General features: G+C 50.1%; 26 protein-coding genes. 10 read left to right on the top strand and 16 right to left on the bottom strand.

Features of this window, described 5'->3' with window-relative positions; genetic code table 11:
* The first annotated feature begins 2 nt into the window (after positions 1–2).
* Both anfK and ACKU4E_RS17780 read left to right on the top strand, forming a co-directional pair.
* Positions 3–1,391, top strand: a complete 1,389-nt coding sequence (gene anfK, locus ACKU4E_RS17785; protein ID WP_320172407.1) for a Fe-only nitrogenase subunit beta — start codon at positions 3–5, stop codon at positions 1,389–1,391.
* 104 nt (positions 1,392–1,495) lie between these two features.
* Positions 1,496–2,134 (top strand): gamma-glutamylcyclotransferase family protein, encoded by a 639-nt coding sequence (locus ACKU4E_RS17780; protein ID WP_320172406.1) that lies wholly within the window; start codon positions 1,496–1,498, stop codon positions 2,132–2,134.
* Between the two features lie 64 nt (positions 2,135–2,198).
* On the opposite strand, the gene ACKU4E_RS17775 is transcribed toward ACKU4E_RS17780, so the two are convergent.
* Entirely contained in the window at positions 2,199–3,917 is a 1,719-nt protein-coding gene (locus ACKU4E_RS17775; RefSeq protein WP_320172405.1) for a sigma 54-interacting transcriptional regulator, read from the bottom strand.
* A 908-nt stretch (positions 3,918–4,825) separates the two neighbouring features.
* On the opposite strand from ACKU4E_RS17775, the gene ACKU4E_RS17770 reads away from it, so the two are divergent.
* The 3 genes from ACKU4E_RS17770 (at position 4,826) to ACKU4E_RS17760 (ending at position 7,873) form a co-directional block, all read left to right on the top strand.
* The gene (locus ACKU4E_RS17770) at positions 4,826–5,899 is read left to right on the top strand and encodes a DctP family TRAP transporter solute-binding subunit (RefSeq protein WP_320172404.1); all 1,074 of its coding nucleotides are present in this window, start codon (positions 4,826–4,828) and stop codon (positions 5,897–5,899) included.
* Positions 5,900–6,099: 200 nt separating this feature from the next.
* Positions 6,100–6,582 carry a TRAP transporter small permease gene (locus tag ACKU4E_RS17765; RefSeq protein WP_320172403.1) on the top strand — a complete coding sequence of 161 codons (483 nt, stop codon included), beginning with the start codon at positions 6,100–6,102 and terminating at the stop codon, positions 6,580–6,582.
* Between the two features lies 1 nt (position 6,583).
* The gene (locus tag ACKU4E_RS17760; protein WP_320172402.1) at positions 6,584–7,873 is read left to right on the top strand and encodes a TRAP transporter large permease; all 1,290 of its coding nucleotides are present in this window, start codon (positions 6,584–6,586) and stop codon (positions 7,871–7,873) included.
* A 185-nt stretch (positions 7,874–8,058) separates the two neighbouring features.
* Here ACKU4E_RS17760 and ACKU4E_RS17755 read toward each other — a convergent pair whose 3' ends face one another.
* From ACKU4E_RS17755 to ACKU4E_RS17705, 11 genes are all read right to left on the bottom strand, one after another.
* Positions 8,059–8,754, bottom strand: a complete 696-nt coding sequence (locus ACKU4E_RS17755) for an NAD(P)H-dependent oxidoreductase (RefSeq protein WP_320172401.1) — start codon at positions 8,752–8,754, stop codon at positions 8,059–8,061.
* A 53-nt stretch (positions 8,755–8,807) separates the two neighbouring features.
* Positions 8,808–9,659, bottom strand: a complete 852-nt coding sequence (locus ACKU4E_RS17750; RefSeq protein WP_320172400.1) for a cyclophilin-like fold protein — start codon at positions 9,657–9,659, stop codon at positions 8,808–8,810.
* 158 nt (positions 9,660–9,817) lie between these two features.
* Positions 9,818–10,231: a cupin domain-containing protein gene (locus ACKU4E_RS17745; protein ID WP_320172399.1), complete on the bottom strand. Its 414-nt coding sequence runs from the start codon at positions 10,229–10,231 to the stop codon at positions 9,818–9,820.
* Between the two features lie 70 nt (positions 10,232–10,301).
* A complete protein-coding gene (locus tag ACKU4E_RS17740; RefSeq protein ID WP_320172398.1) occupies positions 10,302–11,291 on the bottom strand; it encodes an aldo/keto reductase in 990 nt (329 codons plus the stop codon).
* Between the two features lie 20 nt (positions 11,292–11,311).
* A complete protein-coding gene (locus ACKU4E_RS17735) occupies positions 11,312–11,848 on the bottom strand; it encodes a flavodoxin family protein (protein WP_320172397.1) in 537 nt (178 codons plus the stop codon).
* A 114-nt stretch (positions 11,849–11,962) separates the two neighbouring features.
* Positions 11,963–12,619 carry a carboxymuconolactone decarboxylase family protein gene (locus tag ACKU4E_RS17730; protein WP_320172396.1) on the bottom strand — a complete coding sequence of 219 codons (657 nt, stop codon included), beginning with the start codon at positions 12,617–12,619 and terminating at the stop codon, positions 11,963–11,965.
* A gap of 92 nt (positions 12,620–12,711) precedes the next feature.
* Complete coding sequence (locus ACKU4E_RS17725; protein WP_320172395.1) at positions 12,712–13,191, bottom strand: cupin domain-containing protein; 480 nt, start codon at positions 13,189–13,191, stop codon at positions 12,712–12,714.
* 74 nt (positions 13,192–13,265) lie between these two features.
* Positions 13,266–13,748, bottom strand: coding sequence for a cyclophilin-like fold protein (locus tag ACKU4E_RS17720; RefSeq protein ID WP_320172394.1), 483 nt, complete (start codon positions 13,746–13,748; stop codon positions 13,266–13,268).
* A 120-nt stretch (positions 13,749–13,868) separates the two neighbouring features.
* Positions 13,869–15,065: an MFS transporter gene (locus ACKU4E_RS17715; RefSeq protein ID WP_320172393.1), complete on the bottom strand. Its 1,197-nt coding sequence runs from the start codon at positions 15,063–15,065 to the stop codon at positions 13,869–13,871.
* A 160-nt stretch (positions 15,066–15,225) separates the two neighbouring features.
* The gene (locus ACKU4E_RS17710; protein ID WP_320172392.1) at positions 15,226–16,278 is read right to left on the bottom strand and encodes an alpha/beta hydrolase; all 1,053 of its coding nucleotides are present in this window, start codon (positions 16,276–16,278) and stop codon (positions 15,226–15,228) included.
* A gap of 46 nt (positions 16,279–16,324) precedes the next feature.
* Complete coding sequence (locus tag ACKU4E_RS17705) at positions 16,325–17,512, bottom strand: iron-containing alcohol dehydrogenase (protein WP_320172391.1); 1,188 nt, start codon at positions 17,510–17,512, stop codon at positions 16,325–16,327.
* Between the two features lie 178 nt (positions 17,513–17,690).
* Here ACKU4E_RS17705 and ACKU4E_RS17700 point away from each other — a divergent pair, with 178 nt between their 5' ends.
* Entirely contained in the window at positions 17,691–18,575 is an 885-nt protein-coding gene (locus ACKU4E_RS17700; protein WP_320172390.1) for an AraC family transcriptional regulator, read from the top strand.
* Positions 18,576–18,585: 10 nt separating this feature from the next.
* Here the strand turns inward: ACKU4E_RS17700 and ACKU4E_RS17695 are convergent, their stop codons facing one another.
* Positions 18,586–19,470: a LysR family transcriptional regulator gene (locus tag ACKU4E_RS17695; RefSeq protein WP_320172389.1), complete on the bottom strand. Its 885-nt coding sequence runs from the start codon at positions 19,468–19,470 to the stop codon at positions 18,586–18,588.
* A gap of 137 nt (positions 19,471–19,607) precedes the next feature.
* Between ACKU4E_RS17695 and ACKU4E_RS17690 the strand changes: the two genes are divergently transcribed.
* Positions 19,608–20,453, top strand: coding sequence for a DUF169 domain-containing protein (locus tag ACKU4E_RS17690; RefSeq protein ID WP_320172388.1), 846 nt, complete (start codon positions 19,608–19,610; stop codon positions 20,451–20,453).
* Between the two features lie 188 nt (positions 20,454–20,641).
* Here the strand turns inward: ACKU4E_RS17690 and ACKU4E_RS17685 are convergent, their stop codons facing one another.
* The 3 genes from ACKU4E_RS17685 to ACKU4E_RS17675 all read right to left on the bottom strand — a co-directional run bounded on the left by ACKU4E_RS17685 (position 20,642) and on the right by ACKU4E_RS17675 (position 22,403).
* Positions 20,642–21,007 carry a hypothetical protein gene (locus ACKU4E_RS17685; protein ID WP_320172387.1) on the bottom strand — a complete coding sequence of 122 codons (366 nt, stop codon included), beginning with the start codon at positions 21,005–21,007 and terminating at the stop codon, positions 20,642–20,644.
* A 205-nt stretch (positions 21,008–21,212) separates the two neighbouring features.
* Complete coding sequence (locus ACKU4E_RS17680; protein WP_320172386.1) at positions 21,213–21,599, bottom strand: hypothetical protein; 387 nt, start codon at positions 21,597–21,599, stop codon at positions 21,213–21,215.
* Positions 21,600–22,166: 567 nt separating this feature from the next.
* The gene (locus ACKU4E_RS17675) at positions 22,167–22,403 is read right to left on the bottom strand and encodes a hypothetical protein (protein WP_320172385.1); all 237 of its coding nucleotides are present in this window, start codon (positions 22,401–22,403) and stop codon (positions 22,167–22,169) included.
* A gap of 429 nt (positions 22,404–22,832) precedes the next feature.
* Between ACKU4E_RS17675 and ACKU4E_RS17670 the strand changes: the two genes are divergently transcribed.
* The 3 genes from ACKU4E_RS17670 (at position 22,833) to ACKU4E_RS17660 (ending at position 25,051) form a co-directional block, all read left to right on the top strand.
* Entirely contained in the window at positions 22,833–23,441 is a 609-nt protein-coding gene (locus ACKU4E_RS17670) for a TetR/AcrR family transcriptional regulator (protein ID WP_320172384.1), read from the top strand.
* A complete protein-coding gene (locus ACKU4E_RS17665; RefSeq protein ID WP_320172383.1) occupies positions 23,434–24,369 on the top strand; it encodes a DMT family transporter in 936 nt (311 codons plus the stop codon). Before ACKU4E_RS17670 ends, ACKU4E_RS17665 begins: the two co-directional genes overlap by 8 nt.
* A 322-nt stretch (positions 24,370–24,691) precedes the next feature.
* Positions 24,692–25,051: a Na-translocating system protein MpsC family protein gene (locus ACKU4E_RS17660; protein ID WP_320172382.1), complete on the top strand. Its 360-nt coding sequence runs from the start codon at positions 24,692–24,694 to the stop codon at positions 25,049–25,051.
* Positions 25,052–25,067 lie beyond the last annotated feature (16 nt).

The raw sequence follows: 25,067 nt of genomic DNA, 5'->3' as shown, positions 1-25,067 counted from the left end.
ATATGTCCTGTGAAATCAATGAAAAAGAACGCGTCGGGTGCATCAACCCGATATTTACCTGCCAGCCGTGCGGCGCACAGTTCGCCAGCATCAGCATAAAGGAATGCATCGGCATCGTCCACGGCGGACAGGGATGTGTAATGTTCGTACGCATGCTCATCTCCCAGCACTTCAAGGAGAGTTTCGAGCTGGCCTCGTCATCGGTCCATGAGGACGGCGCTGTATTCGGTGCTTGCTCCCGCGTTGAGGAAGCCGTGGACGTGCTCCTCATGCGCTACCCGGACGTAAAGGTAGTCCCGATCATCTCAACCTGCTCTACCGAGGTCATCGGTGATGATATTGACGGTGTGGTAGCCAAGCTCAACGCCGAGCTTCTGCCCGAAAAATATCCGGACAGGGAGGTGCACCTCATCCCCATCCATACACCCAGCTTCGTGGGCAGCATGATCACCGGCTACGATCTGGCGGTAAAGGAATTCGTCTCCTATTTTGCGGAAAAAACGGAGCCGAGTGAAAAGATCAACCTGATAACCGGCTGGGTAAACCCCGGCGACGTGACCCATCTCAAACATCTGCTCGCCGAGATGGATGTTGACGCCACCGTCCTTTTTGAAATTGAAACCTTCGACTCCCCGCTTATGCCTTCGGGCAACCACGTTTCGCACGGGGAAACAACCATTGCAGACCTGCGCGGAACGGCCAACGCCGTGGGCACAATAGCCCTCAACCGGTACGAGGGAGGCAAGGCGGCGCAGTATCTGGAGGACAACTTCGGTGTTCCCGCTGTTATCGGACCTACTCCCATCGGCATCCGCAACACCGACACCTTCCTCCAGCACCTCAAGAACATTACCGGCAAACCCATACCGGAATCGCTGGTGCGCGAGCGCGGCATTGCCCTCGATGCGCTGACCGATCTTGTACACATGTTCCTGGCCGACAAACGCGTGGCCATTTACGGCGCTCCGGACCTTGTCCTCGGACTGGCCGAGTACTGCCTGGATCTGGAAATGCGCCCCAAACTGCTGCTGCTCGGTGACGACAACGTACACTATGAATCAGACCCGCGGGTCAAAGCGCTGAAGGAAAACGTGGATTACGACATGGAAATCGTAACCAACGCAGACCTGTGGGTGCTTGGCGACCGTATCCAGAACCAGGGACTGGAGCTGGACCTGATCCTCGGACACTCCAAGGGACGGTTCATAGCCATAGACAACAATATTCCCATGGTGCGTGTAGGATTCCCCACCTATGACCGGGCAGGACTCTACCGCCACCCTGTCGTGGGGTACGCCGGAGCAATCTGGCTGGCCGAACAGATGGCCAACACCCTGTTCACGGACATGGAATACAAACACAACAAGGAATGGGTTCTCAACGTCTGGTAGCCCGACCGAATTCACAGGGGTATCCCCTAAAACCTCCAAGCCGCCCGGAGCCGAAACGGCTTCCGGCTCCGGCGGATAAAATCCTTCAGCAAAAGGTTGCGAAAATGAACAATGACATACTTCTCACACCCGTGCCTACGGCAAAACGGAGAGCACCGAAAATAAGATATTTCGCCTACGGACCAAACATGAATCCTGAACAGATACAGGAAAGATGCTCCAACCCGGTAGTAATAGGTCCTGCCCGCCTCCCCGGATACCAAATGGCCTTCTTCGGATACAGCTGGATATGGGACAGCGGCATGGAAACGGTTATCCCCGCGCCGGGAAAAGATTTGTGGGGGGTAATTTATGAACTCGGCTCCACGGACGCCGACAGCCTGGACGCGTGGCAGGACATCCGGCTCAACGGAACAGGCTCGTATTTTCACAGCCCGGTAGTAATCTTTTCTCCGGAAGGAGAACAATACGAGGCCGTACTCTACCGCAAAGACATACTGGGAACACCTACTCCGCCCAGCCGCGAATTTCTGGAATTCATACTGCAGGGAGCGCGGATTCACGGGCTGCCCGAAAGCTACGTGAAGACTCTGGCCGAAATTCCGAGCAAGGATGCGGCCTACAGCGTTCCGCGCAGACGCGACGAGGACCGCGACGCCCTGCGCACGACCTCATGTCCGGACTGCTCCAGCCTTATTGATGAGTACAGCGGATTGGAGGGAAAGGCTGAAAAAACAGAATAGGCCGACAATAACACATTGTCATCCGGCCTATTCTGCTGAAAAAGTTAATTAAAACAAGCAAAAACTATCCTTTACGAGCTGTTTTGCTCAAGCCCTCCCTGCTTGCGGCCTGCCGAAAGGATTTATAATTCAGATTAAACCGTTTCATGCGCAGCCCCATGGTACGCCGGGTCAGCCCCAGGGCATTTGCAGCCTCGGTAACGTTCCCCCGGTGCTGGCGCAGGGCCTCGACAACCATTTCGTACTCAATATTCGCCAGCCGGACCTCCAACCCGTTCGGGGCACTGTTTTCCAGAACCAGAGGGGATTTCAAGGTCAAAGGCAGATCATGGCTGTGTATGGTTTCGTCATCGGCCAGGATAACAGCCCGCTGAACCACGTTTTCCAGTTCACGCACATTCCCCGGCCAGTTATGCCTGGTGAGCATGTTAAGAGCGGAAGTAGAGAAAAAAGTGACCCGTTTCTCGGTCTCCTTGGCATAGCGGGCCACAAAATGCTCGGCCAGGGTGACAATGTCGTTACCCCGCTCGCGCAAAGGCGGAATCATGATCGGAAACACGTTCAGCCGGTAATACAGGTCCTGACGAAAAGTCCCCTCCTCCACCATATCGGCCAGATTTCTGTTGGTGGCCGCGACAATGCGGATGGAGACCGTTATGGAACGGTTTCCGCCCAGCCGCTCGAACTGGCGGTCCTGAAGCACCCGCAACAGCTTGGCCTGCACTCCCAGAGACAATTCCCCGATCTCGTCCAGGAATAGAGTTCCCCCGTCAGCCTCCTCGAATTTACCTTTGCGGGACTGAATGGCCCCGGTGAACGCGCCTTTTTCATGGCCGAAAAGCTCGCTCTCCACAAGGTTCTCCGGCAGCGCGGCGCAGTTGAACTTGACCAGCGGGCCTTCCGGGACCGGACCGCTGTAGTGAATGGCGTCTGCGATCATCTCCTTGCCCACCCCGCTTTCACCAAGCAGCAGGACGGTCGTCCAGGCCGGAGCAACCTTGCGGATAAGTCCGTAGACCTCCCGCATGGGTGCGGAAGTTCCTATGATATTCGGTGGTTTGAACTGTTCCTTGAGTCGGTTGATGAGTTGACGTGTACGATTTTCCCACTGCACTTTGTCCACATTTTCAATAAGATATAGTTCAAGAGCATGCGCCAGAATATATGAGGCAACCACAAGGACGTCGAGGTGCTTCTCCAGAAACCACTTGTCATCGTAACGCCGCTCGGCGCTGATGGTACCAAGAACCTTGCTTCCGCGGACAATGGGAACGCACATGAAGGAATAATCAAGATCCAGACCGCCGGAAATGGACTTGGTCCTGTTGAGATAGGAAGGTTCATCACCGATGCGCGAGACGACAATGGGTCTGGCGGTCTCCACAACACGCCCGGTAATGCCTTCACCCATGAAATATACGCCCCGGTCCTCTTCTGCCGGAGTAAGACCGATGCTCCGGTGCACGAATATCCGGCCGCTTTCCCGGTCATAAAGACTGACCATTCCGCGCTTGATGCCCATTTCCTTGCGCATGTAGGCCAGAAGACGGTCCAAGGCACCGCTGAAATCACTGCTATCGGAAAGCATCTCGCTCATCTGGCGCAAAAGAGGAACAATCCGTCCCCGGCAGGTTCCTATTCCGCAGTCACCGTTCTCACCGCTCACTTTTTGTGTACAGGAAGTGCCGGCCCCTTCCCGCAAACCGTGCTCCGGAGCGGAAGTAAGAAGTGTATTGCAGCTGTACCTGTCACCGTGTTCGTTTTTGGGAAGAGTCTGTCTCATAAGCATGGCATCCGGTTAATGTTGTACTGCGGAAAGGCTTAGTGGGGCGGTTCGGCCTGTCGTGTACGGACTCGGTGTCCGCAGGGATACAGACCGACTCTAACCACAACATATGTCAGCAATGATCATACCAACAATTCGCCACAGTCTGGACACACCTAATGCGCAAAGACAACATGCTTAATTTAAACAAAAAACAATTTCAAAAAACTACTTTTAAGAAAAACACCAATAAACACAAAAAGTACATATCGGTACATTATGTTGTTGCATACATAAAAACCAACAATTTTGTTCCTAACAACATACATTATATATACGATTATTCGGAAGGTAATAAAATACTGCATAAAAGAATCTGATATTGGTTTACTGACGGCGAATAACATTTTGATTTATCGTCAGGATACAGACACAAAAAAACAAAGGTATACATGGAAACACACTGAATAACATGAGCAGTCCGAACAGGCTGAAACCGAGACCGGACAGAATATTTTACTACCAAAATCCGCCCCCACGAAAAGACTAGACATTTAATTTGACTTATGCTGATATTCCGCAAATTTTGTGGGTATAAGTCCCGCAGGCAGTAATCTGCCGACCCCTTTGATCAGTTCTGGAAGTATACACTTTCAGGCGCGCCAACTTGATCCATCCCCGGGGTTATCTAAGAGTCTGTCCAGCAGCCGACATGTTGCGGAGCCATTTCATAATGATCCTGCAACCACGGTTTCTATTACCGTGTTCGGTGTTCTCATGTGAAGAATCTCCTATCCACCCATCACACGAGCTCCTCAATTTTGCGGGGCAACTCTAGTCTATATATAGCTTTAGTTGAAACTTCCATTTCCCGGACGGGGCTTGGCGTTCTTCAACACAAACTTATTGATGAAGTGAGTTGGTACATGTTTAATTTCAATAAAATGTTCAAGACAGCGCTTGTCCTCGTTGCTGCGGCCATGATGCTTACCGCCGTGACCGCCAATGCTGCAAAGTTCAAAAAAGAATACAAAATGCAGGTTACTGTCGGCCCCAAACTGTACTGGGGGATGGGTGCCGCCAAATTCGCGGAACTGGTCAAGGAAAAAACCCACGGCCAGATCAACGTCAAGCCCTACTTCGGCTCCGCACTGCTCAAGGGAGCACAGCTCAAGAGTTCCCAGATGGTCGCCAAAGGCGTAATCGACTGCGCAATGGATTCCACCATCAACATCAGCCCGGTTATTCCCGAAACCAATATTTTCCACCTGCCCTTCTTCCTTAATGATTTTGAATCAATGGACAAGGTCAAATACGGAGAAGCCGGTAAAGCCATCTTCAAGGCCATGGAGAAAAAACGTCTGCAGCCTCTGGCCTGGGCAGAAAACGGATTCCGCCAGCTGACCAACTCCAAGGTTCTTGTAAAAAAACCGGAAGACATGAAAGGACTTCGCATCCGCGTTGTCGGCAACCCCCTGTTTATCGATACATTCCGCCAGCTCGGAGCGGACCCGGTAAACATGAACTGGGGTGACGCCGTTGCCGGTTTCCAGCAGGGCGTTGTGGACGGACAGGAAAACCCCGTGGGTGTTCTGATTCCTATCCAGATCTACCAGTACCACAAGTACGCAACCATGTGGAACTACCTGGCCGACCCGCTCATCATTTACTGGAACCAGCGCGAATGGAAGGCCTTCCCCAAAGAGATTCAGGACCAGATCATGGAAGCTGCCCAGGAAGCCGGAAGATTTGAAACAGCACTGAGCAGAGCCGGACTGGACGGCGACAAGTCCCTGAAAATCCTCAAAGACGAATTCAACTACACAATGGAAGTTCCCGACCCCATCGCCTTCATGGAAAGTAAAGGCATGGAAGTTCACTCTCTTACTCCCGAAGAGTTGAAGGCATTCGAACAAGCCACCCTGCCGGTATACGATAAGTGGATCAAGGAAATTGGTCCTGATGTCTACGAAAAGGCCAAAGCCGATATGGGTCGTTAGACCCACCGGCCTTTTGGCTGAATGTTCGCCATAAACTGTTTTCCGCTCAGGCAGCCCCTGATCGGAACCTGTTGCAGCGGACACCGATTGATTAATAAAAATCCTGAACCTTTGTTCCGAATGATGGCTGCCCCGGAAACCTTTCCGGGGCAGCCCGATAATCGGATTTTGCAATGAAATCCGAATCCGGGAGTTTTCGTGTGAAAAAGTTATTGTTTGGTTTTCGGCTTGATCACTGGCTGGTTGCCATCTGCATGGCCGTCATGGTGCTGATCGCGTTCATCAATGTCCTGAGCCGTTACATTTTCCATTTTTCATTAGCCGCGACAGAAGAAATCACAATCAACCTTTTTGTCTGGGTAACCATAATCGGCATAGGCATTGCTTTTGAACGCAGCGAACATCTTGGCATGGTGACCTTCTTCAACCGCTTTCCCAAGAAAATGCAGAAAGCCTCGGTCCTGATCTATTCCCTGCTGGCAGCCGGACTGTTTCTGGTGCTCAACTGGTTTATGATTCAGGCCATCTATGATGAGATAACCCTGTTTCAGGCCCGGTCTGCATCCCTGAACATTCCTGTCTGGATATACTATGCCGGACTGCCTGTCTTTTCCGTATTTATTTTCAGGGGGATATATCGGGATGCTGTAAACAAGCTGACCGACCGGGAGGCGGAAGAATAAAATGGAATTCATACTTATCCTGGTCCTGTTTTTCATACTCATGATCATGGGGGCCCCCATCGGCACATCTCTCGGGGTAAGTGCTGTGGCCACCATCATCTACTTCGATCTGGGAGCCGAGATGCTCGGGGTGAACTTCGCCTCGGGCATAGCATCCTTTCCGCTGCTGGCCATTCCTTTTTTCGTCCTTGCCGGAGTTATCCTGCAGCGGGCGGGAATCGCGGCCCACATAGCCTCATTTTTTGAACTGCTGGTAGGCAGGGCCACCGGGGGACTTTCCATCGTTGCAGTGCTTACCTGCATGTTCTGGGGAGCAATGTCCGGCTCCGGACCGGCTACAACCGCCGCAGTAGGAATGATCCTGATGGCCCCCATGCTCAGAAACGGATACGGAAAGGCCTTTGCAGGTGCGACAATCGCCAATGCTTCGGACCTTTCAATCATCATCCCGCCGTCCATCGCCTTCATTATTTACGGCAACATAACTTCCGTTTCCGTTTCAGCCCTCTTCGTTGCCGGAATTATCCCCGGACTCCTCACCGGGCTGGGCACCATTCTGGTGGCCTGGTACATCTCCCGCAAGCGCGGGTACAGGGGCTTAAGCAAGCGCGGGACTTTTTCGGAACTGATGACAGCCCTCAGAAAATCGTTCTGGGCCCTGCTGGCTCCCGTTGTAATTCTGGGCGGCATATACACCGGCATATTCACTCCGACCGAAGCTGCCGTTGTGGCTGTGTTTTACAGCCTGTTCGTGGCGGTGGTAATCTACAGGTCCATCGGGTGGCGGGACCTCATGGAAATTCTCGTTGATTCCGCAGTGACCAGTTCGGTAATCATGTTCATTGTCGCCTTTGCAGGTATTTTCACCTGGGCAGCCTCCGTAACCGGGGTTATCGATACCCTTGCCGACCTTATTATCAAGGTTTCCCCGAATGCAATCGTCATGATCATTCTGGTCAACCTGCTCCTGTTCGCTCTGGGAATGCTGCTTGACGCTATATCAATATCCTATCTGGTCATGCCGATTCTTATTCCGGTACTGTCAGCTTTCAAGATCGACCCGGTTTTCTACGGAGTAATATTCATCTCCGCACTGGCGATAGGACAGGCCACCCCGCCGGTAGGAGTCAACCTGTTCACCGCCGCAAACCTGGCCGGATGCGAAGTGGATGAGATAGCCAAGGAAGCCATCCCGTATGTGGCCATGGATTTCATAGTGCTGATCATTCTCTCCTGCCTGCCGGTTCTTTCACTCTACCTGCCCATCTGGGCCGGACTGTACACACCGTAGCAGTATAAAACTACATCAGCAAAAAAGGGCACCGGCAGATTCATTGCCGGTGCCCTTTTGCTTTTAATTCAAAGGGAAATATATTTTTGGAAAACATAAATCCATAGACTGCGCCGGGAATCCTAAACCCGGCACGGTTTCCATAAATTCTTGTACCCGCTTTTACCGAGCCCAGTACTGGACAGTCAGGAATTCAACCCCATGGTGTACGCCTCCTTGAAGGAGGGACTCCACTGGGCTGCGCCGCCTTCCCATGCCCCGGTAACGGACATTATACCCTTCTCTCTGGCTCCGCTGAAACTTCTGGTGAATATTTTCAGGCTGTTCACCGAACTTTCCACCTGCGCATCGCCTCCGGCGCAGGATACCGCGTAGTAGAAATCCTTGTTACGGATCATGGTATAAACGGGGCAGACTCTGTCGATAAAAACTTTCATCTGGCCGTTCATTACATGAAAATAGACCGGGGTGCCGAGCACAATAATGTCAGCAGCTATCATCTTCTGATAAATCCCGGTCATATCATCATCCTGGCTGCATTCACCGGGATCACTGACACAAGCCAGGCATCCGGTGCAGTAGTTGATTTTCTTATCTGCCAGACGGATTTTTTCGACCTCATGACCGGACTCAAGCGCTCCCCGCATGAATTCATCGCAAAGCGCTTCGGAATTGCTGTTCTCTCGCGGACTGGCCGAAATAACCAGCACCTTTCTGCCGGACTTGCCGCCTGCCGCTGCCAGGGCTTCCGAAGGAAGGACCGCGCTCCCCATCCCTGCGAGGAAAGGAGCGGCAGCCATAACGACTCCTGCCTTGAGGAAGTCCCGCCGCTCAAGCGAAACAGCAGTTTTTTTATCTTCCGGTTTTGTTCTATCAGACATGGTTAGCCTCCTTGCCGATCTTTATTTCTCGGCAGGCGGATAGACAGGTTTACTTATTTTTCCACCCTGATTGTTCCTGAAAGCTTCCTGATATTTTCGCTTCCCTGAACAGCATGACCGAGTTCATACAGGCCGGAAGCAGATCCGAAACTGCCGTAAAACATTACGACATCACCCCAGGGAGCATAGTAGGCAAGAGTTCCCGTCCGGGCTGATTTCACCAGCGGAGTGTTTGCGGTTCCCAGTTTCTTTGCGGGGTAAAATATTTTCTCGTTACTGCTGTAATTTTCAACTTTGATGTCGATCGGCAGTTGGGCGTAAAGATCTTTAGAGGCCTGGCTGTCATTTAGTTCAAAGACCACTTCCTGCCCGTTTGCCTGTACTTTTATCTGCATGACTGTTTTCCCTGTTGCTTTATTAGGTTTAAATTTCTGGATGACAGCCTCTCCGGACATGCCGGCAATATCGTCTACCCCGCTCAATCCGATCCCGAGTCTGTGCATTTCATCGCCGGCATAAAAATCCTTGTAGAGCATGAACACATCGCCCCAGGGTTCATAGTAGCTGAGTTCACCCTTTTTGCCGTCATGATAGGCTTCTTCAGCGGCCACGCTCAACTTTTGGGGAGGGTAGAACATCCATTGCGCATCACGGAAATTGCTTAAATCCAATGAGAGAGGCAGCTGATCATAAAACTGCCTGGCAGCAACCGTGTCGTAGAGCCGGAAAACGGCAGTCTTGCCTTTGGAGGTTATCTTTACCTGCATATCGGACAGGGCAAGTCCATTGGCCGAGTCTTTACCGGCATCGGAAGCCTTTACATCCCCAGCCTTTATGAGGATAAACAAGCAGAATATGAATCCCACAAACAACAAAGGAACAACACGACTCACAAAAATATTCATGATCGTCTCCCTGCATATCGCCGGGGCCCGAAGATACCTTCAAAAGCAGAATCCCTCCGGGCCTCGGCGCCTGTAATTATGAAGTCACGGCACGGAAGTTGATTTCACTCCGCGCCATGCTGTCTTAATTGTGACTTAACACCTTGGACTAAAAGGATTTAGTCCAGAGAGTTGTAATCTTCGTCAGATACCGGCTCAAGCCATTCGTTGCTCTTGTTTTCGCCGGGAACCTCAACGGACAGATGCGAAAACCAGCTGTCTTTTGCGGCTCCGTGCCAGTGCTTTACTCCGGAGGGGATGTAGACCACGTCACCCGGCTTGAGTGCGCGAGCAGGCTTTTCCCACTCCTGATACCAGCCGCGTCCGCAGGTACACAGCAGGATCTGACCGCCGCCTTCGCTGGCTTCATGACTGTGCCAGTTATTCCGGCAGCCCGGTTCAAAGGTCACGTTGGCGATGAAAACACCTTCAGTGTTGATAATATTGAGAAAACTATTACCTACGAAATACTTGGCGTAAGCTGTGTTGTCCTCTCCGCGTCCGAAAAAGTTATCAGTGTTGATATCCGCCATTGTTCTTTCTCCTTGATGAGACATTTCACAACAAGCCTGAAAAGGCCTGTCGTCTAAGTTATGATTAAGGTTAATTTCCAACTCGTTTCGCAAATTCCGCAGGATAACGATCTCCTGAAATTTCTATTCCGGAAAGGGCTTTATCCAGGATGAGTAGTTCGTCCTGGGTAAATTCCACTTCGGTTGCCCCGATGTTTTCATCCAGCCGCTGCAGGCTGGTCGTTCCGAAAATAGGCACTATCCACGGTTTACGGCTCAGCACCCAGGAAAGGGCTATCTGCGCCGGAGTAACATTTTTACCTGCGGCAATCTCCCGGATCAGTTTAACCAGAATCTGGTTGGCATCCAGATTTTCCGGACTGAAGCGCGGGACAATACTGCGGAAGTCGTCCTTGCCGAAAGTGGAAGACTTATCGAACCTGCCGGTAAGAAATCCCTTGCCCAGCGGACTGAACGGAACAAGCCCGATTCCCAGCTCTTCCAGCACGGGAAGCAGCTCTTCCTCCGGTTCTCTCCACATCATTGAATATTCGCTCTGAACAGCGGTTACAGGAAGAACTTCATGAGCCCGGCGTATGGTCTGGACTCCTGCTTCGGAAAGGCCCCAATATCTGACCTTTCCTTCAGCAATCAGCGCTTTCACGGTTTCCGCGACTTCCTCGATTGATACCTCTGGATCAACGCGATGCTGGTAATACAGGTCTATTGTCTCCACTTTAAGACGTTTCAGTGATCCTTCCACCGATTTACGGATACTGGCCGGACTGCTGTCCAGAATCTGCTTTCCGCTCTGGAAATCTACCATTATCCCGAATTTGGTGGCTCTTATCACTTCGTCCTTAAACGGAGCCAGCGCTTCTCCCAGCAACTCTTCATTGATGTGCGGACCGTATGTCTCGGCGGTATCGAAGAATGTAATTCCTCTTTCTACCGCATTACGGATAAGAGCTATCATTTCCTGTCTGTCAGCAGCGGGGCCCTGACCATAGCTCATGCCCATGCAGCCCAGACCGAGCGCTGAAACTTTCAGACCGCTGTTTCCCAGTTGCCGTTTCTGCATATGCTTTCCTGTGCTTGAAATCAGGCTTTCAGCCCTGCTTCGTAGGCCTGTCTGGATGTGGCCGAGCCTTTAACTCCACCTTCGCCCCAGATGCCGGTACTTGAGATTACGCCCTTTTCATTGATTCCATGCAGGCAGCCGGTGAATACCCGGAAACTCTGGACAGTGCTGTCCACGGGAAGTTTTCCTCCGGCAGCGGAAATGATGAAGTACATGTCCTTATTGCTGATCATGGAATAAATGGGGCAGACCCTGTCGATAAAGGTCTTCATCTGAGCGTTGAAACTGCGAAAATAAACCGGGGTTGCCAGAACGATAACATCGGCAGCGAGAATCTTTTCATAGATTTCAGCCATGTCGTCCTGCTGGGCACAGGAACCGTTTCCGCTGATGCACGAGCAGCATCCGGTGCAGTAGTTGATGTTTCTGTCAGCCAGCCGGATTTTTTCCGCATGGTGCCCGGCGTCTTTTGCCCCGCGCATAAACTCGTCACAGAGGATATCGGAGTTGCCCTGCTTTCTGGGACTAGCCGAGATGAGAAGTATGTTTTTGCTCATAATATCACTCAACAAAATTTATAATAAACCATAGTGAGTTAATTTCCGGGTGAATACGCATTCACCCGGAAATAGAGGGTAAACAATCTGTTCCGTTAATTGACGGAACAGGAGCTATTTACTTCTTTTTGCCAGAACCCCGGCAAGAACTTCTTTAGCGCTTTGAGCCTGTTTTTTATCCACTTTGGTATCAAGCACTTCAACAAAGCTGTTCATCTGGTCTTCGGTCAGTCCGGAGTTCATGGCAGCTCCGTAGTGGAAGAAAAGCTGTCCGCCGGTACCGCTCATATTGGCAAGTGCCGCGATGGTAGCCAGCTCGCGATCTTCTTCGCTGAGCACGTCACGAACAAAGATATCCGCGAAAAGGTGCTCTTTCAGGAATGTATCCATGATCGGGCAAAACAACTGCCATTCCGCGCCGGAGATATCCTTGTCGAGTCCGGCAAGCTTGGCCCGGACTTTAGCGCCGTATTCGTCCCTGTTGAAATCTGCCGGGACAGGACTGGCTTCCTTCCCTTCCTCGTCCTGAATGCCGTTGGCCTTGCGGTCTTTAACAACGGACATGAACGCAGCCATGCCGTTAAGACTGCGGGGAAAACCGGTATAGGCATACATCTGGACCAGAACTTCCTTGATTTCATTGATGGTCAGTCCGGCATCCAGACCTTCATTAAGCGCCGGTTTCAATTTTTCGATATCACCGCTCGCGGTAAAAGCGGCGATGGTAACGATAGACTGCTGCCGGGCATTAAGGGTTGTTTCATTCTTCATATCTTTAGCCTCTGTTATGGTTGAAATACTGAAAACGACTGCAACCGCGATTAAAAATGAGATGTATTTCCGCATATTCATAATCCCGACTCCTAGCGTTTCATATATTGTTCGTCTGTTACCTTTTCCTTCCAGACAACCGCCTTGCCGTCCTTGACTCCGGAGATAACCAGATGGGTCATCGGAGCATCGGGGGTGGCACCATGCCAGTGATCGATACCTGACGGGCACCATACGGTTTCTCCCTTCTTGAACTCGATAACCCTGCCGTCGCGTGTTCCGGTAAGCGCCACACCGTCGGTAACAACCATATGCTGTCCGGCCGGATGCCAATGCCAGTTGGTTCTGGCACCGGGCTGAAAGGTTACGTATGCACCGGAAAAGGCAGCTTCATCATTGGCAGGAAAAAGCATGTCCACGGTTACATCACCGGTGAAGTACTTTTCAGGGCCTTTGAAAGATTTCTGTGATCCTTGCGGGTAGAAAACCTGTGCCCCGCCATTTTGCTCCTGATCAGCATACGCTATTGAAGCGACAAGAACCAAAGCCAGAATCAAAATTAATTTTTTCATGTCATTCTCCAGTGGTTGTCAGGTTTGTATCACTTCCGACACGGTCAAAAGTGATTTTGATCCGTGGGTTGCTGTTATTCCAACTCGATCCTAACGGTGATGCTGCCGTCAAGGGTGTCCATTACGGAAAGAGGAGCTTTGATAATGCCCATGTTCACGATCCCGTCGAACTGCTTGGAAATCTCCTCATCCTTGTACAGGATGGTGAAGTAATTTCCGTTTACGGCAAATGCGATATCTCCGTTCAACCAGCCGTCTTTCATATCCTGCTTGTCGTAAGGCAAGGCATCGTTCATGACACCGCAGTAATCGTGAGCGTAACGCTGCAACTTGACGGTATAGGGAAGTTTGGAAACAAGCGCCTGAGCGGATTTGCTGTTGTTGAGAAGTCCCGGAATCTCTGTATTGCCGATGACAAGTTTGATTGCTGTCCCTTCATCAAGGGTGCGGGTTGCGTATTTTTCATTTTTGCCGTCCGTTTCGGACTCGGCACGACAATTTGCCGCAAATGCGAGAGAGCCGATGAAAACAAGACCGATTAATAACAGTTTAAGCATGTTAAACTCCTTTGTGTTATATTCTTATTCCTAATTGGTTTTTACGATTTTATTTACAGCTAAAGTTACCACCTGCAGACCCTGAACATCTCCTCCGCACGGGGGAGGTTCTTCCGTTGCCTATACGGTTTCAGGCACCCCGACAGGTTCCGGGTTGCGGGCAAACAGAAGAATTATGATGCATGCAGCCAGAGCCAGAAATCCATAGCAGACAGCGAGTTGAAAAAGAGTCATGAAATGTGACAATTGCCCCGCTATGAAACTCGGTACGGCCGCTCCCGTGTAGGAAGTTGCATAGATAAGTGACAAAACACCTGCGCGCTCCTTTTGAGACACCCCCGTAAGCAGGGAACGGATACTGCCGGTAACAACAGCGCCCTGTGCTGCCCCGGCAATAGCGCTCATCAGCAGGAAGACAGAGAGCATGGAGGTTTTCAGTGAATACAGAACGGCCATGACAGCCAGCGTAAAAATGATCATGCCCACCCTTTGTGCACTGGCGGGTGAAATGTGAGCAGTAAGCGGTCCGCCGATCGCGCTGGGAAGCAGAAAGGATGAAAAGACAAGTGCAGCAGTGAATGTATCAAGAGACCCGAGCTGGTTTGCAGCTATTGAGGGCGCATAGGCCTGAAAAAAACCGCCCAGAGCCCATGTGGCCACAAAAGTGCAGGCCGCGACCGGATACAATCTTTTATCGGCTTGCGGAAGAGAGAACACAGGCCGAAGAGATTTCAGCAGTCCCGGAGACCTGCGTACTGTTTCCCTGCTGAAGGCAATGAGCACGGCGCAGACGGCCAGACCGACCAGAACAACCAGATAACACAGTGTTCTGGGACTTGGCCCGTACTGAACAAGCGCTCCGGAGGTCAGGGCTCCGAAAGTCAGTCCGACCATGGGAGAATTGCCGATTATCACTGCGGAAAGCCATGCGGGAGATAAAGGAGCACTGTCGGCGACATATGATGCAATGGAGCTTGAAGCCATCCCGCAAGCCAGCCCCAGCAGAAACCTGCCAGCTATCAGCGGCAGTGCGCTGGTTACATCCAGCAGAAGTATGCAGGCCGCCGCTTCCAGTCCGAAAACCAGAAATGTAGCCGGTTTTCGACCCAAATGGTCTGAAATTCTGCCGAAAACAAGCAGTGCGGTAACTGCGCCGACAAAGTATACGACAGCGGTCAGTGAAAGGTCACTATATGTTAAACCGTCTGCACGGCGATATATATCGTAAAGGGGAATCGGCGTAGCCGATACCGCAAATGCCATCAATAACGATATGGTGGATGCGATAAACCCCAGGCTGTATTTGGACTTTTGCAATTGTAATTTTCCCTGTTCATTCAGCGTATTTTTTGTGTGGAGTAAACGGCTTGAGTTTATCGGCAGCCTTATTCACGGATAAAAACAGCAACGTGGTCCCTTTGGAGGAAAGTCGGCCCCCGGTTCTGACCGGGGACCGACTCATTATTTGGAACCATGATTATCTTTTCAGTGCCTTGCGGAAGAAATCATCCATTTTGTCGAAAGGAATCATGTCGGTCCGGTCATAGAGGTCGATGTGTCTTGCTCCGGGGACGATAACGAGTTCCTTCGGTTCAGCAGCCATTTTGTATGCATCTTCGGTAAAATAGCGGGAGTGCGCTTTTTCACCCATGATGAACAGAATGGGCCTCGGAGAGATGGTGTCGATGTAGTTCAGCAGCGGGAAGTTCATGAAAGCCATGTCACTGGTCTTGGTGAACGGACCGTGCGATCTGGGATGGTGACCGCGATCCATTGCGTAGTATTCCCAGAATTCGCTGCTGATGGGGTCGAGACCTTCGGGGATGGAATCAACCGCTTCGGTCGGGAATCCTTCGGGAAGCATGGGACTTCCGTTTTCGAAATCCTTCCAGCGCTGTTCGCCAAGTTCGTCAAGAACCTTGCTGCGCTGTTCCGGGGTCATGCTGTCCTGCCAGCCGTTACGGAGCACACGGCTCATATCGTACATGCTTGCCGTTGCAACAGCTTTGATGCGGTGGTCAACCTGTGCTGCCTTGAGGGCGAATCCGCCGCTGCCGCAGATACCGATAGCACCGATCTTGTTTCTGTCTACGTAAGGACGTGTTCCCAGAAAATCGACACCGGCACTGAAGTCTTCAACGAAAATCTCAGGGGAGGAGACGTGTCTGGGCTCACCGCCGCTTTCACCGTTGAAGGATTCATCAAAAGCAATGGTCACGAATCCGCGTTCGGCCATTGTCTGCGCGTAAATGCCTGCGCCCTGTTCCTTTACACCGCCGTAGGGGGTGCCGATAACAAGAGCTGCATACTTTTTGGATTTGTCAAAATCCTTGGGTTTGTACATGTCGGCAGCCACGGTGATTCCATACCTGTTAGGGTATGAAACTTTTTCGTGGATTACCTTGTCACTCAGGGGAAATGTTTTATCCCAAGCCATTTTATCCTCCGCAAAAGCTGAGTTTATAGTCAGGACCAGTGTCAGAATGGACAGCATGGTCAGTGTGATTCCGGTTGAAAGAATATTTTTCATTTGCCTACTCCTGTGAAATCGCCTTCGCGTGAAGGCTGGTTTCGGATTAAAGCGCTGATTTGAGCACTTCGACGATATCTTCCGTGGTCATGGGAGGACGTCCGAGCAGTCTGCCTTCCTCGTCACGGACAACGAGAGCGGAATCCTTCGCATACTGTTCAAACAGCGCATCGCCGATACCCACTTCGGAAAGGGTTGTGGGGCATCCGATTTCACGCAGGAAAGCTTCGTATGCATCAATTCCTTCCATTCCCAGAGTCAGGTCGTCCTTGCCTTCGGGAGAAAGATTGAAAACGCGCTGGGCAAACTGTGCGAAACGTTCGGGACGATGCTTTGCTGCAAAACGCATCCATGCGGGTCCGACGATGGCCAGACCGGCACCGTGAGTGATGTCGTGGTGTGCGGAGAGGGCATGTTCGATCATATGCATGGGAGCGAGCATGTGGACACCGGCCTGAACCCAGCCGTTGAGGGCTACGATGGAGGCCCACTGAACGTTGCCGCGGGCTTCAAGGTCGGTTCCGTCTGCAACGGCTTTGCGGCCCCATTCGATGGTGTTAATGATTACGCCTTCCGCGAAACGATCCTGAATGGGAGTGCCGTCCACACCGTTGAAGTAACCTTCCATAACGTGGGTGATGATGTCGCAGACACCGTAGGCAGTGTGGTTTTTGGGAACGCTCACGGTAAGTTCCGGGTCGACAACGGCGACTTTGGGGAAAAGAAGCGGAATCTGGATGAAGGATTTCACCTTGGTTTCATCATTGGTGATTACCGCACCGCAGTTTGCTTCCGAGCCTGTTGCGGCCAGGGTAGGCACGGTGACGAGCGGGAGGGTCTCGGTGGGGACATAGACTTCTTCCTGTCCGTGCAGGATCATGTCCCAGGGGTTTCCGTCATAGAGGGCTGCTGCGCCGATAACCTTGGAAGCATCCATGGTGCTTCCGCCGCCGATGGCGATGATAACATCGCAGCCTTCATCGCGGGCAATTTTTGCGCCGCGGGCAACGGAGGTGATTCTCGGGTTGGGCTCGATGTCGGTGCACTCGGCAAAAGATACACCTGCGGCCTTCAGGCTTTCAACGGCCTTGTCGAAAACACCGGTCCGCTTGACGCTGCCGCCGCCGGTAACTATCAGGGCTTTCTTGCCGTATTCACTTACAACCTCGCCAAGCCTTGCGAGTGTTCCTGCGCCGAATATAACTTTGGTAGGATTTTCAAATTCAAAATTCATTGTTTGCTCCTTATGTTTAACTTTGTCTGTTAAAGTTGTTTTAAGGAGTTCTCAGGTCCTGTTGAACACACATTTCTCTTTAAAGTTTGCCTATTCCTCTACGGAGAACTTTTTTATGTTGAATAAAATTCCGGTATGGGGTTCATAATATCCGGACGAAAAGGAGGAAATATACAATATGTCTGAATTGGTAGAATTGCTTGAAGAGATGGCGATCGATGACGGCGGAGCCGTGGAATCGCGATATAAGGGTGTTCGTTTTTTTAAGGAGACAGAACCGGTCCGTATCAGGCCGATGGTCTACAATCCCGGAATATGCATTGTGGCTTCGGGGTACAAAATGGCGCACATCGGCGGGATGTCCTTTCGCTATGATGCCGATAACTATCTGGTAACATCCGTGGCTATGCCGTTTGCATGCGAGTCTTTTCCAAGCGAGGACAAGCCGCTGCTCGGTCTGTACATAGACATCGACATGGCGCAGTTGAACGATCTTATCACCCAGATGGATCTTCAATCGAAAATAGCAAAACTTGACGGAAACAATTTTCCTCTCGGCATCGGCCCTTCGGTGATGAGTAAGGATATGAAGGAAGCCGCGGTCAAACTGATCAAATCTCTCCGCTCAAAAACGGAAGCTAAAATTCTGGCTCCGGGATTTGTCAGGGAAATACATTACCGTGTTCTCTGCGGGCGTCAGGCCCCTGTTCTCTATTCGCTTGCACGGGGAAGCAATTCTTTTTCGCAGGTCGCTCGCGTAATAAGTATGATGGAAGGAAGTTATTCGAAAAAATTTGATGTGCAGCAACTGGCAGATTCCGCCAACATGAGCGTTTCGGCTTTTCACAAAGCCTTCAAGGAAATCACAGCGGACTCCCCGCTCCAATACCTCAAGAAAATAAGACTTTCACGCGCCAAGGATCTGATCATACAAAAAAGGATGAAAGCCTATCTGGCTGCAGACCAGGTCGGTTACGACAGCCCTTCGCAGTTCAGCCGCGAGTTCAAACGTTATTTCGGCCAGACCCCGGCTGAAGTGATCAGGGACATCCGTTCAGCCTGAGAGTCCACAGCTACAGGGAATCGTAAAAATTCTGAATGTGATCCAAAAACAGACGCAGCCTCTGCGTAAGCTGAGGGGAACCGGTTACCACGTGGACATCATGCTCGAAACCTCCGCTCCATTCCGGGAGTACCTTTATCAGTCTCCCCTCCTTTTCGTACTGGTCCGCTTCCTGCCATCGGATCAGGGTCAGCCCATGTCCGGCAAGAGCAAAATCACGACAGATTTCAACAGAGCTGAAAGTGTACTTCGGCTGTATCTGAATTGAGACCTGCCGCTTGCCATCGAACATGGGCCAGCGGTTCCCGAAACGCTCAAGCGCGATACAGGGAACATGATGCAGATCTTCGGGGGTGACCGGCATGGGATAGCGTTTGAAAAGCTCCGGTGAAGCAAAGAGAAAAGGCTCAATTCTCATCAGCTTTCTGGCAATAAGAGGCGGTGCTATTGAAGGGCCGATGAGAAAAGCCGCATCATACGGTTCCGTGCGCAGATCAACCGGATGCTCCACACAGGTAAGGTCTATCCTTATATCCGGATAATTATCTGCAAAACAAAGCAACGCCTTCTTCATATTCCGGTCATACAGGTCCCGGAACATACAGATTCGGATCAGCCCCGAAGGATTTTTCATGTTGTTGACGACTGCGTCATAGGTCCGCTGCGTTTCCTCAAGTATGAATTCGCAACGATCAAGCAGTATCTGCCCGTTATCTGTCAGTTCGACATTGCGGGTATCCCTGTAAAAAAGAACCGCCCCCATTCTTTCTTCCAGCTTTTTTATACGCCGGGACAGGGTTGATGTTCCTATTCCCAGTATTTCCGAAGCCTTGGTAAAACTTTTCTGCCGCGCAACTTCCACCAGCAGTGGAATGTCATTAAAAAAATCCTGCATAATTATGCTCATTTCCGGGATAGAGATTTCCATTATGTATGTTTATTTTATTTGTGAGCATGGTATGAGAAGGCATAACAGATGGCAATATGTCTATGCGACAACCTGCCACGATTTTCCAAACAAAGGAGGAGAATATGGCTATGCAATCCATACTTGACGATACCGCTACCTTCATGGAGCATTTAGGCTTGGGAGAAGAGCCTTTCGGAGTTTACTACAGCGACACCCTGCCGGAAAACGCCTACGGACCGAAAAAAGGAACTCCCATATCCCGTGAACTGGAAGAAAGCGGACAACTGGACATGCAGGAAGTAATGAAGTCATTTTCCTGCGTCATAGGCAATATCTGGCTGGCAAGAAAAAAACGCAGTGCGGCGTTTATCTCCTCGGAAGAATACGGATGTCCCGGCGGCGTTTACTATTGCTCAATGATGAAGCCTCACCTCAGGTTTATCGAGCATTATGTTTCAACGGGTTTTGAGGGCACACCGCTTCACGGCGAAAGGTACATGCCGAATCCCGATGCCATGCGCGAATTCATGCTCAAGGTGAACCCCCGTGAGGCCACCGGCAAATACTGTATCTTCAAACCGTTATCCAGTTTCACCGATGCCGAAAAGCCGGAATTCGTTATCTTCTTCGCCCGGCCCGAAATTCTGACCGGACTCTTCATCCAGACCGTATTCACCACCGGCGACATGGAATGCGTGGTTTCCCCCTTCGGCGCGGGCTGTACCGGACTTCTGGCCTGGCCTCTTTATTATCAGCAACAGGGGTTGGAAAAGGCTGTACTGGGCGGGCTTGATCCTTCGGCCAGGAAATTCATGAAGACCGATGAATTGACCTTCACGGTTCCACTCGGCCTGTATGAAAAAATGCTGGCCGCGTTACCGGATTCCATGTTCAACCATGAAACGGACTGGAAGAGCGTGCGTAAAAAAGTGGAACGCAGCGCCAAGGCCTGGGGCGAAGAAAGCTGATCGGCTCAGTTCGAAATAAGACCTGAATCTGCCAGCAACAAAATTGCTGACATCTCTATCAAAATTGAGGGGGAGTCCTTCCCCCTCAATCATACATAACGTATCTTCAATAGCCACCAACTCGGTTCGGGAGTTAGAATGAAGGCAGTTACGAAAGGCAGCCTGAGTTCCGGCAGGCCTCCTGGAAACTACTGGTTAAGGGCGTCATGCAGGATAGTGTTCACATCCTGCAGCGTAGCCTGCACTTCCTGCTTCTCGCCGGTTTCCACATCAACAAAAACCCAGAGTTTTTCCTTGGAACCGTCACCGATATCTTCGCAGGTGAATGCCAGACCGACCATTTCTTCGCCATTGGCATCGGTGGAAATAGTTACATGGTAGCATGAGTTGTTATCACACATACCGCCGAGGTAAAAATTGCCGAAGTTGGGATCCTGAGTAGGAGCGACAATCCAGGTCCCTTCCTTACCCGTGCAAAGATCATTTGCCTGGGCAGCAGAAACCAGAAGAGTACAAAGCAAAACTGCCGAAAATATTAATGTAAGTATTCTCATCTTCAATCCTTAAAGTTAAGTTTGTTACAAGCCGTGCCCGACACAGGTTTTACGGCAGAACCTGTTGAACAGACTGTTCCTATCAGCATAAACCGCTAAATTGCGATTAGTCTAAAATTCTGCTTGTGTCTGTCCGCCAATACACCTACATGGGCGAAGTTATGCTCCACAAGGCCAGATTTAGACATACTTATTAGAGGGTTAATTAGGATTCAGCCTGCATGCCTTCTGCAAACATGCCTGCAGTTCCACTTACTACATCTAATAATCTTGATAGAATCGGAGCCAAAGCCTCTTCATTCGGCAGAAAGAACTCAACAGCAGCCCACATATCATCATTTACCGGAAATACTTTTGCTGCCTTAACCGATGCTGTCGTTTCCAGAGCTACTTTAGAAGCGAGATTTCTTTCCTCTTCACTCTCTATTTCCCAGAAGTTAGGGAGAACAATTTTAATAAAATATTTATCGTCATCTTCAGTATCTATAAAATAAGTGCTCCCTTCGTATTTAAAAAGAAGATCGCCATCTTCATCTACTTCAGGACGGAAGCCTTCTTCAGCCAATACATTTTTAATTTTATCTATGTTCAAAATTATCTCCTGCTATTTAATTACATTTTGCCAATCGACTAAATATGTTGCCATTCAACACAAGTACCCGGTTAAACTTCAACTTGGTTTCAAGTTTAACAACAACACACCTTTCCTGTCTGTCCGTCAAAACACCTACAGGAAATGATACCCTGAGCAACAAAGCAGATGGAACGATCACTTTTTTGATCTTGATTCTGAACAGTCGTAGAGAAGAAGTTCATCTAGTGCTTTGCTCCGCCAAGGCAACAGCACAATCGCATCACAAAATGAAAGTCGTCTTAATGCAGACATAATGATTTCAAAACCTTGGAAACCATCGCCTGCGAGTGCGGGTTATGAGCGGACAGAGGAAATCAAAAGAAACGGCTGGAGCTTTGAGCAATCAGGCAGGAGCCCGTTTTGGGCATCTCTGTATAAAACAAACGCAGCCCGGAATCCGTCAAACAGATTCCGGGCCGAAATGCATAGGGAATGGGAACCGGAAAGCCCCCTGTATTAAAATTTCTACGAGATTGGTATAAGGCGAAACTACTGCAAAAACGGTTTGAAAAATCCCGGAGGGGACTATAGGTACTGCCAGACTTTTCCGATTGTTGTTTCCATAACGGCAACCGCACAAGTATCTGTGTAGGCTATTTCAAACAACTCGGCACGCAGCTTACCCTCTCCCTGCTCTTTATTGAAGGCGTCTTTTAATGCAACGGCTTCACTGAGACTGTGCGCCAGTGGAGAACTGCCGTCATGCGTCCGTGGATGGTAACCTATGTAAATCAATTTGTTCTTATCCTGTTCCCTGCTCATTTCCTTTCCTCGTTGGTTTATGGTTTTATTCGATCCTGGGACCGGTATCTGCAATCCGGCCTGAGGTATAGGATTTCAGTGGATTGATTATCCCCAAAAGCTTGAATTCCAGTCAGGGTCTGTGTTCCTGACGGATATCTTTTGCGTTATGTTGATGATTAACAGGCTATATAAACACAGAAAATAATGCAAGAATAACTAAGACTGTCTGCATATCCGTAAACATCTCCCAACTATTTATATTTGCAGACATTGCTTTAATCGAAACAATATTTGCGGGATAAACAGGCAAAAGGGAAATGGTGAGATTTTAACCAGACCTTTTTTTCCTCCACATCTCGGCGTCAACCTCAGACATACATTTGCAGTTGATTCCATTTGCTGATCAAGATAATGTGTAGACCGATCTACATAATAAGAGGTTAGCCAATGCAGAAAAAAACACCTACCGCACGCGAACGCCTGCTCACTGCTGCACGAGAATTATTCTATACCAAGGGCATCACCGCCACAGGCATAGACACCATCACAAAACAAGCAGGCGTCGCAAAAATGAGTTTATACAACAACTTCTCTTCAAAAGCGGAGTTGGTCGCTGCCTACATAGAGGAACGGGACAATGAATGGACAGCCATCTATTCCCGTAGGGAAGATACCGCCATAAATCCCAAAGAACGCGTACTCGCAGTGATTGACGCATATATAGACCACGCCGACATTGAATATGCGGCACATGGTTTCAGAGGTTGCGGTATGATGAACGCGGCGGCAGAACTGGAATTGGACTCCCCTACGCGAGATGCGATCAGAAAGCACAAGACAATGGTAAAATCCCTATTTGAAAAGCATGTTCTGGAACTACCGTCAGTCACTAAGGAACAGGCCGCTGAGATTGCCGAAACATTCTCTTTTATTCTTGAGGGCGCCATGGTGTGTTCCGGACTTGATGGAGACAGCAGCAAAGTTCATTCCGCCAAAAGAATCATTGCCGCCATGCTTGATAATATTGAACTTCAAGGATCTCAATGCAATGCCTGACAAATTAAGTTCGAACGCAAGGCATGATGTGGATTTGACCTCGTTCACTCTGGCAGCAGTTACAGCCATGGCCTGGGGCATGACCGGGGTATTTGTACGCCTGCTTCCCCCGCGGCATCCTGCGACCATTACTGCGGCTAGACTCCTGATAGCCCTTCCCGTGGCCATTCTGCCCGGATTCCTTTCCGGCTCACGTCAGAAACTATGCAGAAACACTCTTGCCAGACCTGAAAGCTACCTACTGGCCACGCTTCTAGCCGGATATTACCTTATGGCGACTACGGCATTTCAAATGGCCCCGGTTGCGGATGTAGCGCTCCTGTTGAGCACGCCTCCATTATTTGTGCTGGCAATAGAGAAAATACTTGGCCCACAGCCACCAAAAGCGGCAATCCTCGGCGCGACGCTGGCTGTTGTGGGGATAGCCGTAATACTCTCACCGGGAATCTCTCTTACCGGAAACTCTACGCTGCACAGCTTTATCGGACGGAGTATGGCTCTTTTCGCTGCGATGTTAACGGCTTTATACGCCCACTTTTACCAACGGCTATCGCAGAAGACTATCATTCTGAATGCAAAGACAGTTACGTTCCTGACCTTTTTCATCGGAGGACTGGGGGCGGGCCTGATTTCCTTCCTGCAACCATCAACCATGCATATAGAACCGGATTTCAACTCAATTGTTATTTTTCTGGCTCTCGGCATCCTGTCGACAGCAATTCCTACTTTGGGGTTTGCCGTTTTATCCAACCGCTTACCGGCTATCATGACCTCTACAATATCCTTGTTCATCCCCTTATTCTCAGGGATATTCGCATATCTGCTGCTAGGCGAACGCATTACACCAATGTTTTTGCTCGGCAGCGTTTTTGTCCTCTTGGGAGTCTCCATGATCATATTTCGAAACAGATTCAGGAAACGGATTTAGCCATCAGCCTCTCACTCTTTATCGTCTCTAACCTTTGAATCACAGCTAAATCACAAAAACGTAATTTCATGTGGACAAATTGACTCTTTCCCCAATTCGGGACAAGAAGAAGGCATGAAACAGGACGAAAAGTAAGACCTCGGTTAGAAACATTCGCCAACAGGTTTATGTGAAATTTATTTGACTGCCAGTATAGTCCATGCAGGCCACTCTCCAATTTTCACAGGGCAAGACTGAAAAGCATTTCCAGCCTGAATCAGCAGCAATATAAACAATACCTGATTCTTACAACTTTTTACCACCACATAACAGGAATCATTTTATGCTCGCAGGAGACTTTAAACAGGAAATAATGAAGCTGCACAATGCCGTTAATATATCCATCTTCGGCCAGGGGTTACGCTGGCAAAAGGTTGAGTTTTTTCAGGATAAAATAATCATTATTGCCCATAACAAACGTGTACCGGCTCTTAACTCCCTTGATGAAACGGATCGATTCACAACCAGAATGATGGATCTTGCGCTGCTCATGCAGTTCAAAAACATGTTTAAACAGGAACTTGAAAACTTCCTTTCTTTCGAACCCTTAGCGGTTTTAAAGGATTATGATCCCAAATCGGAAATGTCGATGTGTGCCGTGCTGTTAGACAGAAGCGTTGAGGAGCTGTTGCCCTCCATATAAAATCAAAAATACAATA

Source organism: Maridesulfovibrio sp., assembly GCF_963677005.1.
Classification (GTDB): domain Bacteria; phylum Desulfobacterota; class Desulfovibrionia; order Desulfovibrionales; family Desulfovibrionaceae; genus Maridesulfovibrio.
Note: the sequence above shows the minus strand (reverse complement) of the source record. Positions and strands in the feature narration are given on the sequence as shown.